The sequence below is a fragment of the Streptomyces sp. 8K308 genome (assembly GCF_004348315.1).
In the GTDB taxonomy this organism is placed as follows: domain Bacteria; phylum Actinomycetota; class Actinomycetes; order Streptomycetales; family Streptomycetaceae; genus Streptomyces.
The window spans coordinates 1-13,792 of sequence record NZ_SMKC01000182.1 but is presented as its reverse complement, the minus strand read 5'-3'; the positions used below and the strand labels follow the sequence as shown (position 1 = coordinate 13,792).

General features: G+C 74.2%; 16 protein-coding genes. 13 read left to right on the top strand and 3 right to left on the bottom strand.

Annotated elements, in window-relative coordinates:
* Positions 1-68: 68 nt before the first annotated feature.
* Together E1265_RS22775 and E1265_RS22770 are read right to left on the bottom strand one after the other, a co-directional pair.
* Positions 69-593, bottom strand: coding sequence for a DUF3515 domain-containing protein (locus tag E1265_RS22775; protein WP_243741023.1), 525 nt, complete (start codon positions 591-593; stop codon positions 69-71).
* A gap of 19 nt (positions 594-612) precedes the next feature.
* Positions 613-846: an Lrp/AsnC ligand binding domain-containing protein gene (locus E1265_RS22770; RefSeq protein ID WP_132932806.1), complete on the bottom strand. Its 234-nt coding sequence runs from the start codon at positions 844-846 to the stop codon at positions 613-615.
* A gap of 133 nt (positions 847-979) precedes the next feature.
* Between E1265_RS22770 and E1265_RS22765 the strand changes: the two genes are divergently transcribed.
* From E1265_RS22765 to mutM, 13 genes are all read left to right on the top strand, one after another.
* Complete coding sequence (locus E1265_RS22765) at positions 980-1,942, top strand: thiamine-phosphate kinase (protein WP_132932804.1); 963 nt, start codon at positions 980-982, stop codon at positions 1,940-1,942.
* Between the two features lie 37 nt (positions 1,943-1,979).
* Positions 1,980-2,792, top strand: coding sequence for a bifunctional hydroxymethylpyrimidine kinase/phosphomethylpyrimidine kinase (gene thiD, locus E1265_RS22760; protein ID WP_132932802.1), 813 nt, complete (start codon positions 1,980-1,982; stop codon positions 2,790-2,792).
* A gap of 264 nt (positions 2,793-3,056) precedes the next feature.
* Entirely contained in the window at positions 3,057-4,766 is a 1,710-nt protein-coding gene (locus E1265_RS22755; RefSeq protein ID WP_132932800.1) for a DAK2 domain-containing protein, read from the top strand.
* Between the two features lie 67 nt (positions 4,767-4,833).
* Positions 4,834-7,044: an ATP-dependent DNA helicase RecG gene (recG, locus tag E1265_RS22750; protein WP_279571453.1), complete on the top strand. Its 2,211-nt coding sequence runs from the start codon at positions 4,834-4,836 to the stop codon at positions 7,042-7,044.
* 138 nt (positions 7,045-7,182) lie between these two features.
* Complete coding sequence (locus tag E1265_RS22745) at positions 7,183-7,701, top strand: hypothetical protein (RefSeq protein ID WP_132932796.1); 519 nt, start codon at positions 7,183-7,185, stop codon at positions 7,699-7,701.
* A 169-nt stretch (positions 7,702-7,870) separates the two neighbouring features.
* The gene (locus tag E1265_RS22740; protein WP_132932794.1) at positions 7,871-8,341 is read left to right on the top strand and encodes a DUF6227 family protein; all 471 of its coding nucleotides are present in this window, start codon (positions 7,871-7,873) and stop codon (positions 8,339-8,341) included.
* A 97-nt stretch (positions 8,342-8,438) separates the two neighbouring features.
* Positions 8,439-9,026, top strand: coding sequence for a 16S rRNA (guanine(966)-N(2))-methyltransferase RsmD (gene rsmD / locus E1265_RS22735; RefSeq protein ID WP_132932792.1), 588 nt, complete (start codon positions 8,439-8,441; stop codon positions 9,024-9,026).
* 26 nt (positions 9,027-9,052) lie between these two features.
* Positions 9,053-9,532 carry a pantetheine-phosphate adenylyltransferase gene (gene coaD / locus E1265_RS22730; RefSeq protein ID WP_132932808.1) on the top strand — a complete coding sequence of 160 codons (480 nt, stop codon included), beginning with the start codon at positions 9,053-9,055 and terminating at the stop codon, positions 9,530-9,532.
* A 59-nt stretch (positions 9,533-9,591) separates the two neighbouring features.
* Positions 9,592-10,671: an ATP synthase F0 subunit B gene (locus E1265_RS22725; protein WP_132932790.1), complete on the top strand. Its 1,080-nt coding sequence runs from the start codon at positions 9,592-9,594 to the stop codon at positions 10,669-10,671.
* A gap of 216 nt (positions 10,672-10,887) precedes the next feature.
* Positions 10,888-11,493 (top strand): DUF177 domain-containing protein, encoded by a 606-nt coding sequence (locus E1265_RS22720; protein ID WP_132932789.1) that lies wholly within the window; start codon positions 10,888-10,890, stop codon positions 11,491-11,493.
* A 2-nt stretch (positions 11,494-11,495) separates the two neighbouring features.
* The gene (gene rpmF / locus E1265_RS22715) at positions 11,496-11,669 is read left to right on the top strand and encodes a 50S ribosomal protein L32 (protein WP_120683031.1); all 174 of its coding nucleotides are present in this window, start codon (positions 11,496-11,498) and stop codon (positions 11,667-11,669) included.
* A 19-nt stretch (positions 11,670-11,688) separates the two neighbouring features.
* A complete protein-coding gene (rnc, locus tag E1265_RS22710) occupies positions 11,689-12,477 on the top strand; it encodes a ribonuclease III (RefSeq protein WP_132932787.1) in 789 nt (262 codons plus the stop codon).
* Positions 12,470-13,318, top strand: a complete 849-nt coding sequence (gene mutM, locus E1265_RS22705; protein WP_132932785.1) for a bifunctional DNA-formamidopyrimidine glycosylase/DNA-(apurinic or apyrimidinic site) lyase — start codon at positions 12,470-12,472, stop codon at positions 13,316-13,318. Before rnc ends, mutM begins: the two co-directional genes overlap by 8 nt.
* A 41-nt stretch (positions 13,319-13,359) precedes the next feature.
* Here the strand turns inward: mutM and E1265_RS22700 are convergent.
* Positions 13,360-13,792: CAP domain-containing protein (locus E1265_RS22700; protein WP_132932783.1), on the bottom strand; the 433-nt coding region annotated here is incomplete at its 5' end.

The following is a 13,792-nucleotide window of genomic DNA, read 5'->3' as shown; positions in this document are numbered from 1 at the left end:
GGGTGGGGGAGATCCCCGCGCGGAGCGCCGGGGCACCGACCGCCTGGCGCCCACGCCCCGAAGCCGCGTCAGCCGTGGTCGTCGTGGTCCGCGTCGGGCGGCGAGTTGAGTGCGTCCGGGGGGATGTGGTCGATGATCGGCGCCGCCACGTCAAGCAGCGGGTTGACCTCGGGCGCGTAGTCGTCGGGGACCGTCATCTCGACGAAGAACGCCCGCTCGACCGTCGTGAAGCGCACGCCGTCCGACCGCTCCTCCGGCAGCCAGAAGACGTCGTTCACGCCCAGCACGTCAGCGCCGATCGGGTCGTAGCTCTCGGTGCCCGGCGTCAGCGCCGCCGGCCGCGCGACCCCGCAGCGCAGCACGATCGCCGGGTCGCCCCAGACCGCCACGAAGGGCGAGTCGACGCTCGCCGTGCCCCGCTCCTGCCCGTCGACCTCGTCCGGGAGTTCGTCGGCGAGCGCCTCGCACGCCTGGCGCGCCTCGCCCGTCGGTGAGGGTGCCGTCACCTCGGCGCCGCCGGCGGACGCGTCGCACGCGCCGGCGAACAGGAGCACGGTGGCGGCCAGTAGGCCGCGGCGTATCGCGAAGGCCACCCGCCGAGCATACGAGGACTCACAGGTGCACGACCGGACAGGTCAGGGTCCGTGTGATACCCGCCACCCGCTGCACCTTGGCGACCACGAGCCGACCCAGCTCGTCCACGGTGTCGGCCTCGGCCCGCACGATCACGTCGTAGGGGCCGGTGACGTCCTCGGCCTGGAGCACCCCGGGAATCTTGGAGATGACGTCGGCCACGGTGGACGCCTTGCCCACCTCGGTCTGGATCAGGATGTACGCCTGCACCACGGGTCCTCCACGGCGGCTACGAGGAACGGGGGCGCTACCGTAGCGCGTCGTGACCGGCACTGGGAGATTGCGGCGAGTGCTGATCACGGCAGGTTGACCCGTGGGCCGGCGAGATGAGCATGAGGAGAGCTGAGTGAAGGGGACTGTGGGGGAGCTCGGGGAGTTCGGGCTGATCCGGGAGCTCACCTCCCGGATCGGTGACGCGCCCGCCGTGCGACTTGGTCCGGGGGACGACGCCGCGGTGGTCGCCGCGCCCGACCGGCGGGTGGTCGCCAGCACCGACATGCTGCTCGAGGGCCGGCACTTCCGTCGCGACTGGTCCACCGCCTACGACGTCGGTCGCAAGGCCGCCGCCCAGAACCTCGCCGACATCGCCGCCATGGGCGCCGTGCCGACCGCCCTGCTGCTCGGTCTCGTGGTGCCCGCCGAACTCCCCGTCACCTGGGCCCTGGAACTGATGGACGGCATCAGCGACGAGTGCCGGGTGGCCGCCGCCGGGGTGGCCGGCGGCGACGTGGTGCGCGGCGAGACGATCATGGTCTCCATCACCGCGCTCGGCGACCTCGGCGGGCGCGAGCCGGTCACCCGCGGTGGCGCGCGGCCGGGTGACCTGATCGCCGTCACGGGCTGGCTCGGCTGGTCGGCCGCCGGGCACGCCGTGCTCTCGCGCGGCTTCCGCTCCCCGCGCGCCTTCGTGGAGGCGCATCGCCGCCCTGAGCCGCCCTACCCGGCCGGTCCCGCCGGCGCCGCGCTCGGCGCCACCGCCATGACGGACGTCAGCGACGGGCTGATCGCGGACCTCGACCACATCGCGCAGGCCAGCAAGGTGCGGATCGACATCCGCTCGGCCGCGCTCGACATCCCGGCGCAGATGTCGGACATCGGGCAGGCGGTCGGCGTCGACCCGCTGCACTGGGTGCTCACCGGCGGCGAGGACCACGCCATCGTCGCGGCCTTCCCGCCCGAGACCAAGCTCCCGGCGCGCTGGCGGCCGATCGGCGAGGTGCTGCCGGCGCGCGGGCGCGGCCTGCCGCGGGTGACGGTGGACGGCGCGGCCTGGGACAAGGCCGGCGGCTGGGATCACTTCGCGGGGTAGCGCGGGCCGGCGGCGGACGGCTGAGTACCGTCGAGCCATGGCCATACCCCAGGGCACGCCGCCGCGCGTGCTGACCATCGCCGGCTCGGACTCGGGCGGCGGCGCCGGCATCCAGGCGGACCTCAAGACCATGCTGGCGCTCGGCACCCACGGAATGAGCGTGCTCACCGCCGTGACCGCGCAGAACTCCCTCGGCGTGCAGGGCGTCTGGGAGCTGCCGGCGGACGCGGTCCGCGCGCAGTTCAGGGCGGTGGTGGACGACATCGGCGTGGCCGCGGTCAAGACCGGGATGCTCGCCACCGCCGAACTGGTGGAGACGGTGGCCGCGCTGCTCGGCCCCCTGGGCGTGCCCGTCGTCGTCGACCCGGTCGGCGTCTCGAAGCACGGCGACCCGCTGCTCGCCACCGACGCGCTGGAGGCGGTGCGCACCAGGCTGCTCCCGGCCGCCACCGTCGCCACCCCCAACCTTGCCGAGGTCGCCCAGCTCACCGGCGTCACGGTGGCGGGCGAGGACGACCTGCGGCGGGCCGCCGAGGCCGTGCTCGCCCACGGGCCGCGCTGGGCGCTCATCAAGGGCGGCCACCTGCCGGGCGACGCCACCGACCTGCTGACCGACGGGGCCACCGAGCACTGGCTGCGCGCGCCCCGCCTCGACAACCGCCACACCCACGGCACCGGCTGCACCTACGCCTCTGCGATCGCCGCCAGGCTGGCTGTCGGCGACGAGGTGCCGGAGGCGGTGGCCGCGGCCAAGGAGTACGTGACCGGCGCCATCCGGGCCGGCTTCCCGCTCGGCGCGGGAATCGGCCCCGTCCACCACGGGCACGCGCTGGCAGGACCAGCCGGCTGATCCACGCCGCGACCGCGCCGACCCCGCGCGCGGCGCCCTGACATAAGCTGCCACCGGCCGCCCGCCGGCCACGCAGGACCCGCTCTCCAGGAGGACCCCCGTGCCGCAGCCGCCAGGCCCTGTCCAGGCCCTCTTCTTCGGGCCCACGACGCCAGCCACGGCACCTCGCTGCGTTACCGGATCGCACGAATACGGGCACGTATGAGCCGCGATCCGGCGCCTGGCGATGCACCGCGTCCGGGGGCACCTCCCAGGCCGCCAGGCATGGGGGAGCCAAGGGCCGCTCCTCGAAGAACGCCAGGACAGGACCTCGACGCCGACGCGGTGCGGCGCTGGTGCCGGATCGCGCTGGACGCCGTGGGCGGCGCCCGCGAGGAGATCGACGCCATCAACGTCTACCCGGTGGCGGACGGCGACACCGGCACCAACCTCTACCTCACCCTGGAGTCCGCGGCCCAGGCCGTGGCGGCCGCGGCCACCGGCCGCCCCACCCTGGCCGAGGCGGTGCGCGGCATGGCGCACGGGGCGCTGATCGGCGCCCGCGGCAACTCGGGGACCATCCTGGCCCAACTGCTGCGCGGCATGGCCGAAGTGCTGGCAGAGGCCGGCACCGGGGCCGGCACCGGGGCCGGCACCGAGAGCGGGGTCGAGGGCGGCCAGGAGCACGGCGGCGCCGACGCCGACGCCGTGCGGCGCGCGCTGCGCCGGGCCGCGGCCGGCGCCTACGAGGCGGTCGCCCGGCCCGTCGAGGGCACCATGCTCACCGTCGCCACGGCCGCGGCGGAGGCCGCCGAGCGCGCGCCGGGCGACAGCGCCGCCGAGGTGGTGGCGGCGGCCTGCGTCGGTGCCCGGCGGGCGCTCGCCGCCACGCCGGGTCAGCTGCCGGTGCTCGCCGCTGCGGGCGTGGTGGACGCCGGCGGCAGCGGCCTGGTCGCCGTCCTCGACGCGCTGGACGCCGCGCTCTCGGGCCGTGCCCCCGACGCCTCGCTCCGCGAACGCCTCGGCCGCGCCGGCGGCCCGGGTGCGGTGCCTGGCGCCGCCGGCGCCGAGTGCCCGGTGGCCACCCGCGACTCCTACGAGGTCATCTACCTGCTCGAGGCCGGCGACGAGGCCACCGCGGCGCTGCGCGGCCGACTCGACGCGCTCGGCGACTCGCTGGTGATAGGCGGCGGGGACGGCCTCTGGCACGTCCACCTGCACACGGCGGAGCCAGGCGCCGCGGTGGAGGCCGGCATCGAGGCGGGCCGGCCGCACCGGATCAGGATCACGGCGCTCGCCGTCGAGGCCACGACCCCGCAGCGCCCGCCACGCGCCGCCGGCCGCGCGGTGGTCGCCGTGCTGCCGGGCGAGGGGCTCGCCGGCCTGTGCGCGGAGGCCGGCGCGGCCACTCTGACCGCGCGCCCCGGTGAGGCGCCGGGCGCCGGCGAGCTGACCGCCGCCGTCCACGCGGCGGGCGCCGCCGAGGTGGTGCTCCTGCCCAACGACGACGAGCTGTGGCACGCCGCGGCGGCCGCCGCCGAACAGGCCAGGGTCGGTGGCGTCCGGGCCGCCGTCGTGCCGACCCGCTCCCCGGTGCAGGGGCTCGCGGCGCTTGCCGTGCACGCCCCCGAGCGCCGCTTCGACGAGGACGTGGTCGCCATGACGGCGGCGGCCCGCGCCACCCGTTTCGGCGAGGTGGACGTCGCCGAGCGCCAGTCGTGGACCATGGCCGGGGTCTGCCAGGCCGGGGACGTCCTCGGGCTCGTCGACGGCGACGTCGTCCTGATCGGCCACGACCCGGCCGAGGTCGCGGGCGACGTGCTGGAGCGCATGCTGGCCGGCGGCGGCGAGCTGGTCACCCTGGTGCTCGGCGCCACGGCCCCGGCGGGTCTCGCCGACCGGCTCACCGAACAGGTGCGCCGTGGCCACCTGGGCGTGGACACCGTCGTCTGCGCCGGCGGCCAGAGCGCGCCGCTGCTGATCGGCGTCGAGTAGCCGGCGCGCACCAGACGACTCGCGCCCACCGCGGCCGACTGTCACCGCCATGGTGTGCAATGGCGGTGTGACCACCCCGCGAGAACCCCTGGCCCAACCCCTGGGAAAGGTCGTCGGTGGCACCACCGCCAAGGTGATGGCCGCCCACCTCGACCTGCACACGGTCGGCGATCTGCTGCACCACTACCCCAGGCGGTACGCCGAGCGCGGCGAGCTGACCGGGCTCGCCGACCTGCCGCTCGACGAGCACGTCACCGTCGTCGCCGAGATCGCCGACGCCCGCTCCCTGTCGTTCAACCGCGGCCGCGGGCTGCGCCTCGAGGTGACCCTCACGGACGGCCGGGGCCGGTTGCAGCTGGTGTTCTTCGGCCACCGCGCGGTGCGCCACCACGAGAAGGTGCTGCTGCCCGGCCGGCGCGGCATGTTCGCCGGCAAGGTGTCCCGGTTCAACCGCACCCTCCAGCTCTCCCACCCCGCCTACGAACTGCTGGACGAGGAGGCGGGCGAGGAGGCGGTCGCCGAGTTCGCCGGCCGGCCGCTGCCCATCTATCCGGCCTGCAAGCAGCTGGAGTCCTGGCGCATCGCCAAGTCGGTCGCCGTGGTGCTCGACTCGCTCCAGGCCACCGACTGGGCCGGCCTCGCCGACCCGCTGCCGGCGGCGCTGCGCGGGAGGCGCGGACTGCTTCCGCTGCCCGAGGCATTCGAGAAGGTGCACCGCCCGCGCGGCAGGCCGGACATCGCCGAGGCGCGCTCCCGCCTGAAGTGGGACGAGGCGTTCGTGCTCCAGGTCGCCCTGGCCCGCCGGCGGCGCGCCGCGGCCCAGCAGCCGGCCGTGCCCAGGAAGCCGGCCCCCGGCGGCCTGCTCGAGGCCTTCGACGCCCGGCTGCCGTTCACCCTCACCGAGGGCCAGCGCCAGGTCAGCGACGAGATCTTCGCCGACCTCGCCGTCGAGCACCCCATGCACCGGCTGCTCCAGGGCGAGGTCGGCAGCGGCAAGACGCTGGTGGCGCTGCGCGCCATGCTGGCGGTCGCCGACTCGGGCGGCCAGTCGGCGCTGCTCGCGCCCACCGAGGTGCTGGCCCAGCAGCACCACCGCTCGATCACCGAGATGCTGGGCGAGCTGGCTGAGGGCGGCATGCTGGGCGGCGCGGAGCAGGGCACCAGGGTCGCGCTGCTCACCGGCTCGATGGGCGCCCAGGCCAGGCGGCGCGCCCTGCTCCAGGCCGCCACCGGCGAGGCGGGCGTCGTCATCGGCACCCATGCCCTGATCGAGGACGTGGTGCGCTTCCACGACCTCGGCCTGGTCGTGGTGGACGAGCAGCACAGGTTCGGCGTCGAGCAGCGTGACGCGCTGCGCGGCAAGGGCGAGCGCCCGCCGCACCTCCTGGTGATGACCGCCACGCCGATCCCGCGCACCGTCGCCATGACCGTCTTCGGCGACCTGGAGACCTCGGTCCTCGACCAACTGCCCGAGGGGCGCTCGCCGATCGCCAGCCACCTGGTGCCGGCCCGCGACAAGCCGCACTTCCTGGACCGCGCCTGGCAGCGGGTCACCGAGGAGGTGTCAGCCGGCCACCAGGCGTATGTGGTGTGCCCGCGCATCGGCGAGGAGGGGGCGGAGGAGAGGGCCGCCGCGGAGCGGGGGCAGGACGGCGAGGAGCGGCGCCCGCCGCTTGCCGTGCTCGACGTGGCGGAGCAGCTGTCCGGCGGCCCGCTCGCCGGGCTGCGCCTCGCCGTGCTGCACGGCCGCCTCGCGCCCGAGGCGAAGGACGAGGTGATGCGGCGCTTCGCGGCCGGCGAGGTGGACGTGCTGGTGGCCACCACCGTGATCGAGGTCGGGGTGAACGTGCCCAACGCCACCGTGATGGTGATCATGGACGCGGACCGGTTCGGGGTCTCGCAGCTCCACCAGTTGCGTGGCCGGGTCGGCCGGGGTTCGGCGCCCGGCCTGTGCCTGCTGGTCAGCGAGGCGCCCGAGGGCAGCGCCGCCCGGTCGAGGCTGGCCGCCGTGGCCGCCACCACCGACGGTTTCGAGCTCTCCAGGATCGACCTCGAACAGCGTCGCGAGGGGGACGTGCTGGGCGAGGCGCAGTCCGGCGGGCGCAGCAGCCTGCGGATGCTGGCGGTCATCGACGACGAGGAGCTGATCGAGGAGGCGCGGGGGGAGGCCACCGCGCTGGTCGCCGCCGACCCCGAGCTCGAGGGCTCGCCCGAGCTGCGCGCCGCCCTCGGCTCGCTGGTCGACGCGGAGCGCGAGGAGTTCCTCGAGAAGGGCTGACGAGTACGCGCCCTTCGGGGGCGTTGACTGACGTTCCATCAGTTGTCAGGGCCGCCTGCGAGGATGCGGTCAGTCGAAGGCACGGCGCGCGGTCTCGACCAGGCCGCCGCGTCGTCAGGACCCCTGGGGGTTGCTCGCATGGCATTCCGGCACATCAACGAACTGCCGCTCGGCGACAAGATCTTCCGCGTCGAGCTGGCCAGCGACGACGACGTCACCGTGACCCTGACCCTGACCGGCTGGCGCGAGGGCGCCTCGGGCGCGCCGCTGGCGTCCGGCGCGCTCACCATGCCGCTTGCCGACGTGCCCACCCTGCGCATCGCTCTCAACCGCGGGCTGCGGGCGCTCGCCCTGGCCGCCGACGTCGCCGAGCCCATCCCCGACCGGGACATCCTGCGCGAGCTCTTCCCCGGCCACGGCGCCCCCTGGGTCCCGCAGCACGAGGAGGACCTGACCCGCCGCTTCCACGCCGGCGAGACGATAGCCCGCGTCGCCGCCAGGTTCGGCCGCACCCCGGACTCGGTGCGCACCAAGCTCAGGGAGTTGGGCCACGACCCGCGCCGCCCGGAGTACTGCCCGCCGGACGGCTGCCTCTCCTGGTCGAGGTACGTCTCGCCGGCGCTGGTCGGCACGGCGGGGGAGCCGCGGGAGAGTTGAGCGGAGCGGGATCCTCCCGCTCGTCCCGATCGTCATAGAAGTATCCGCATTTCCGCCCCTGGCGCCGCCGTTCGGGTTTCGGTAAAACGGTCACCCGGACCGCAGTCGAGGCACTACGGTGAGTGCGCCGAGGGGCGGGTTCAGGACAGGCACACCGGGAGGATTCCGCATGACCGATCGGCCAGAGGCGCTGCCGGAGCGGCAGGTCCCGTCCGTCGCGGAGCTCGAGCGGATGTTCATGGACGGTGCCTGGCTCGGGGCCGGGTTCGGGGCCGCCAGACCCGCCGCGCTCGGCGTCCGCATCCCCGGTGAGCGCGCCTACCCCGGCGCGGAGCCGGGGGACCACGCCAGGCGGCTGCTGCGCCGCGCGGCCAACCACGACCGCCCGGGGCCCGAGGTCGTCGAACTGCTGGCCGCCGCCCGCGGCTACGACATCGAGCGGCTGCCCGAGCTCTACCCGCGGCCCGACGACCGGCGGTGGTGCGCGCTCTACGAGCACGCGTTCCTGATGGCCGACGACACCGAGATCTGCCTCTACGAACTGGAGCACGACCGCACGCCCGACCGCCGGCTGGTCTGCGAGGTCTACCCGGACGAGATCACCGCCGGCCTGGCCGCCCGCCGCTGGGAGGCGTTCTAGCGAAGCGTGGTCCGCGGGGCCTGGGCGCCCCGCGGACCGGCGTCCCGTATAGCGTGGTGGGGACGGCCCACGGATCGAGCTCTCGCGAAGGACGCACATGACGCGCGTGATCGCCGGCAGCGCCGGCGGGCGGCGGCTCGCCGTCCCGCCGGGCGGCGGTACCCGGCCCACCTCGGACCGGGCGCGGGAGGGGCTTTTCTCCACCTGGTCGGCCCTGTGGGGGCCGCTGGACGGGGCCCGGGTGCTCGACCTGTACGGCGGCTCGGGGGCCGTCGGGCTCGAGGCGCTCTCCCGGGGCGCCGCACACGCCCTGCTGGTCGAGCAGGACGCGCGGGCCGCCAGGACCATCCGGGAGAACATCAGGGCCCTCGGCCTGCCGGGCGCCGAGCCGCGCACCGCGCGCGCCGAGCAGCTGGCCGCCACGCCGGCCCCGGGCCCGCCCTACGACCTGGCCTTCCTCGACCCGCCCTACGCGGTCACCGACGACGATCTCCGCGAGATCCTTCTCACACTCGCAGGGAACGGCTGGCTCGCCGCCGACGCGATCGTCACCGTGGAGCGGAGCACCCGCGGGGGCCCCTTCCGCTGGCCGGCCGGATTCCAGGAGCTGCGTTCGCGCCGCTACGGCGAGGGAACGCTCTGGTATGGCCGGATCGCCGATCACCACGTCAGGGACCGGTCGTGACGGACCGGGAGAGCGAGGAGAGACCGTTGCGCCGCGCAGTCTGTCCGGGGTCGTTCGACCCCATCACCAATGGCCATCTCGACATCGTGGCCCGCGCCTCGAAGCTCTACGACGTCGTACACGTCGCCGTGATGATCAACAAGTCCAAGCAGGGGCTCTTCACCGTCGAGGAGCGGATCTCGCTGATCCAGGAGTGCACCGAGAGCTACGGCAACGTGGTGGTCGAGTCCTTCCACGGCCTGCTCGTGGACTACTGCAAGCAGCGCGACATCCCCGCCATCGTCAAGGGCCTGCGGGCCGTCAGCGACTTCGACTACGAGCTGCAGATGGCCCAGATGAACAACGGCCTCTCGGGTGTCGAGACCATGTTCATCCCCACCAACCCCATCTACAGCTTCCTCTCCTCAAGCCTGGTCAAGGAGGTCGCCACCTGGGGTGGCGACGTCTCCCACCTCGTCCCCGAGCCGGTGCTGCGCGCCCTGCGCGAGAAGCTGGCCCGTAGCTGACGACCCTCCCGCGGCGTGAACGCCCCCCGAGGGCGCCCGGTTGGCCGTACAGTCGCCTCGTGGACGTACAGCAGAAACTCGACGAGATCGTCGCGGCGGTCCAGAGCGCCAAGAGCATGCCCATGTCGGCGTCCTGCGTCATCAACCGGTCCGAGCTGCTCGAGCGGCTCGAGGAAGTGCGCGCGGCGCTGCCCGGCTCCCTGGCCCAGGCCCAGGAGGTGCTCGGCGACCGGGAGCAGGTCGTGGCCCAGGCGCAGGAGGAGGCCCGGCGGATCGTCGAGGCCGCGCACGCCGAGCGCGGCACGCTGGTGGAGAACACCGAGATCGTCCAGCAGGCCAGGAGCGAGGCCGCCGGGATCCTGGCCGAGGCGCGCCGCGAGGCCGCGGAGGTCAAGGCCGAGGCCGACGACTACGTGGACAGCAAGCTGGCCAACTTCGAGGTGGTGCTCGGCAAGACGATCGGCTCGGTGGACCGCGGCCGGGAGAAGCTGCTCGGCGGCGAGCGCGGCGATCCTGCCGAGCTGCTTGCTAACGCCGAGGCGTATGTGGAGGCCCAGTTCGGCTCGATCGAGGCCGTGCTGCGCAAGACGTTGGAGGCCGTCGGCCGGGGCCGGCAGAAGCTCACCGGGCACCGCCCCATCGACGAGCTGGCCGAGCACGTCGCCGCCCAGGAGGCCAGGGACGCGGCCGAGGGCGGCGCCCGGCGCCCGGACGCCTACTACGAGCAGGACCAGGAGCAGGGCATCTACGACTACCTCGGGGTGCCGCAGCCCGAGCAGCCGGCGGCGGCCGGCGCCGGCTACCAGTCCCACGCCGCTGATCCCTACGCCGCCCTGGCGCCCACCGCGTCCGCCGGCGGCTACGGCCAGCAGGCCCGCTACGCGCAGCCGGACCAGGCGCCCCACGAGGGCTACGGCTACGGCCAGGACGCCTACGCGGCCCAGGGCGGCTACGGAGCCCAGGACGCCGGCGGCTACCCCCAGGCGTCCTACGGCGGCCAGCCGGCACTGCCGCCCGCTCCCGCGCAGCCGCCGTCGTACGACTACCAGCCGTCCGGCCGTCTCGACGAGAGCAGCCTCTTCGACACCGGGATGATCGACGCCGAGCAGCTGCGCCGCTATCAGCAGGGCCAGCTGTGAGGCCGGGGCCGGCCCGCCCTCCGGTGGGCTCCGATTGGGTGCCCGCCGGCCCGTGAAGTATGCTGACTGTTCGGCTGCGGCATCCTGGTCGATCACCGCTGTCCGCCCGGTCCTCGACGACTCGACGAGGAGCCGCGGCTCGCGGCTCCCGCAGCCACCGCCATCGCGAGAAAGCAGAAAGCCCTGAACGCCCCGCTTGATCACCGAGCCCCCCTCGTGTTCGACACACGCGAGCTGGGGCGGCGTCCGGGTGCGCTCAAGCGGCTCTCCCGGTCCGTCGAGGCCCCCGGCGACCTCGGCGTCGAGGTCATCGGCGTGCCGACGGGAGCCAGGCTCGACGTGGAGCTGCGCATGGAGTCGGTCATGGAGGGCGTGCTGGTCACCGGCACCGTCCGTGCGCCGCTGGCGGGGGAGTGCGTAAGGTGTCTGGAGCCGCTGGCCCGCGAGGTCGAGGCGGACTTCCAGGAGATGTACTCGTACCCGGACCTGGAAGGCCACGGCCGTTCGGCCGAGCCGGCCGACGAGGAGCGGGACGAGGAGACGCTGTACCTTCAGGGCGACCTGTTCGACCTTGAGCCCGTGCTGCGGGACGCGGTGGTGCTCGCACTGCCGCTGCAGCCGGTGTGCCGGGAGGACTGCCCGGGTCTGTGCCCCGACTGTGGGGCGCCGCTCGCGGAGGACCCGGACCACCAGCACGACGAAGCCGTCGACATCCGTTGGGCGGCGCTGCGCGAGTTCGCCGGCACGACGCGGCCGGACGAATCCGACGGCAAACAAGAGAAGGCACCCCGCGCCAGCGGGGACGATTCACAGGAGAAGTAGCCGTGGCTGTTCCGAAGCGGAAGATGTCGCGCAGCAACACGCGCCACCGCCGGTCGCAGTGGAAGGCCGCTGCCCCGAACCTGGTGCGTTGCGAGCGCTGCCAGGAGCCGAGGCTGCAGCACACCGCGTGCTCCAACTGCGGCACGTACAACCGTCGTCAGGTCCTCGAGGTCTGATCGGCGGGTGACAGGCTTCATGTCACACGCCAGGAGGTCGCAACCCCAGGCGTCGGAGGACACAGCCTCGTCCCTCGCGATTCTGGAAGGGCGGCTCGGCTACCAGCTTGAGCCCGCCCTTCTGGTGCGTGCGCTCACCCACCGCAGCTTCGCCTACGAGAACGGTGGCCTGCCGACCAACGAGCGTCTCGAGTTCCTCGGGGACTCGGTGCTCGGCCTGGTCGTCACCGACACCCTCTACCGCAAGCACCCCGACCTCGCGGAGGGCCAGCTCGCCAAGTTGCGGGCGGCCGTCGTGCAGGCCAGGGCGCTCGCCGAGGTGGCCCGCGGGCTCGACCTGGGCGCCTTCGTTCGGCTCGGCCGGGGCGAGGAGGGGACCGGCGGTCGGGACAAGGCGTCGATCCTCGCCGACACCCTGGAGGCCGTGATCGGCGCCGTCTACCTCGACCAGGGGCTCGCGGCGGCCGACGAGCTGGTCCACCGGCTCTTCGACCCGGTGATCGAGCGCTCGTCCAACCTGGGGGCCGGCCTCGACTGGAAGACCAGCCTCCAGGAGCTGAGCGCGGCCGAGAGCCTCGGCGTTCCCGAGTACGTGATCAGCGAGACGGGCCCCGACCACGAGAAGACCTTCACCGCTGCTGCCCGTGTCGGTGGCGAGACCTACGGCACCGGCACAGGCCGCAGCAAGAAGGAAGCCGAACAGCAGGCCGCCGAGACGGCTTGGCGCGCGATCCGTACCGCCGTCGACGCGCGGCGCGCGGCCGACGACCAGGCGGGCCAGGGCGACGAGGGCGGCGCCGGTGCCTGAGCTGCCCGAGGTCGAGGTCGTCAGGCGCGGCCTCGAGCGCTGGGTCGGAGGCCGCACGGTCGTCAGCGCGGACGTGCTGCACCCGCGCGCCGTGCGCCGGCACCTGGCCGGGCCCGTCGACTTCGCCGACCGGCTGCGCGGCGCGTCCGTCTCCGGCGTGCGCCGGCGCGGCAAGTACCTGTGGCTGCCGCTCGGGTCCGAACTCGCGCTCCTCGCCCACCTGGGGATGAGCGGTCAGCTGCTCGTCAAGACCGGCCGGATGCCGGACGAGAAGCATCTCAGGGTGCGGATCACCTTCGCCGACGCCGGCGGCGGCGAGCTGCGCTTCGTCGACCAGCGCACCTTCGGCGGCCTCTCGCTGCACCCGCTCGGCGCAGACGGACTGCCCGACGTCATCGGGCACATCGCGCGCGACCCGCTCGACCCCGAGTTCGACGAGGACGCGTTCCACGCGGCGCTGCGCCGCCGCAGGACCACCGTCAAGCGCGCCCTGCTCGACCAGTCGCTGATCAGCGGCGTCGGCAACATCTACGCGGACGAGTCGCTGTGGCGGGCCGGGCTGCACTTCGACCGGCCGACCGCCTCGCTCACCCGGCCGCGCACGGCAGCGCTGGTCGGTCACGTCAGGGACGTGATGCGCGCGGCGCTGGCCGCCGGCGGCACCAGCTTCGACAGCCTCTACGTCAACGTCAACGGCGAGTCCGGCTACTTCGACCGCTCGCTCGACGTCTACGGCCGCGAGAGTGAGCCGTGCCGCCGCTGCGGGACGCCGGTGCGCCGCACGCCGTGGATGAACCGCTCCAGCTACCACTGCCCGCGCTGCCAGCGGCCGCCCAGGTAGCTCACCGGTCGGCCGCCGGTGAGCGGCCGACCGGCAACTGGTCAGTAGCCGAAGTCCTGGGTCCACCAGGGGCCGCCGTCGCCCAGGTGGACGCCGACGCCGAGTGTGGTGAACTCGCAGTTGAGGATGTTCTCGCGGTGCCCGTCGCTGGCCATCCAGGCGTCCATCACGGCCTGCGCGTCCTGCTGGCCGCGCGCTATGTTCTCGCCGCCCAGGTTCGCTATCCCGCTGGTGAGCGCCCGGTCCCACGGGGTCAGGCCGTCCGGGTCGGTGTGGTCGAAGAAGCCGCGCTCCGCCATGTCCCGGCTGAAGTCGGCGGCCAGTCGGGAGAGTCCGGTGTCCAGCGTGAGCGGCTGGCAGCCGACGTTGGCGCGCTCCTCGTTGACCAGGGTCAGCACCGCCTCGGCCATGGCCGTCTCCGGGTCCGTCGTCGGCGACGGCTCCTCGGAGGTGGGCGGGTCGCTCGGGGTCTGC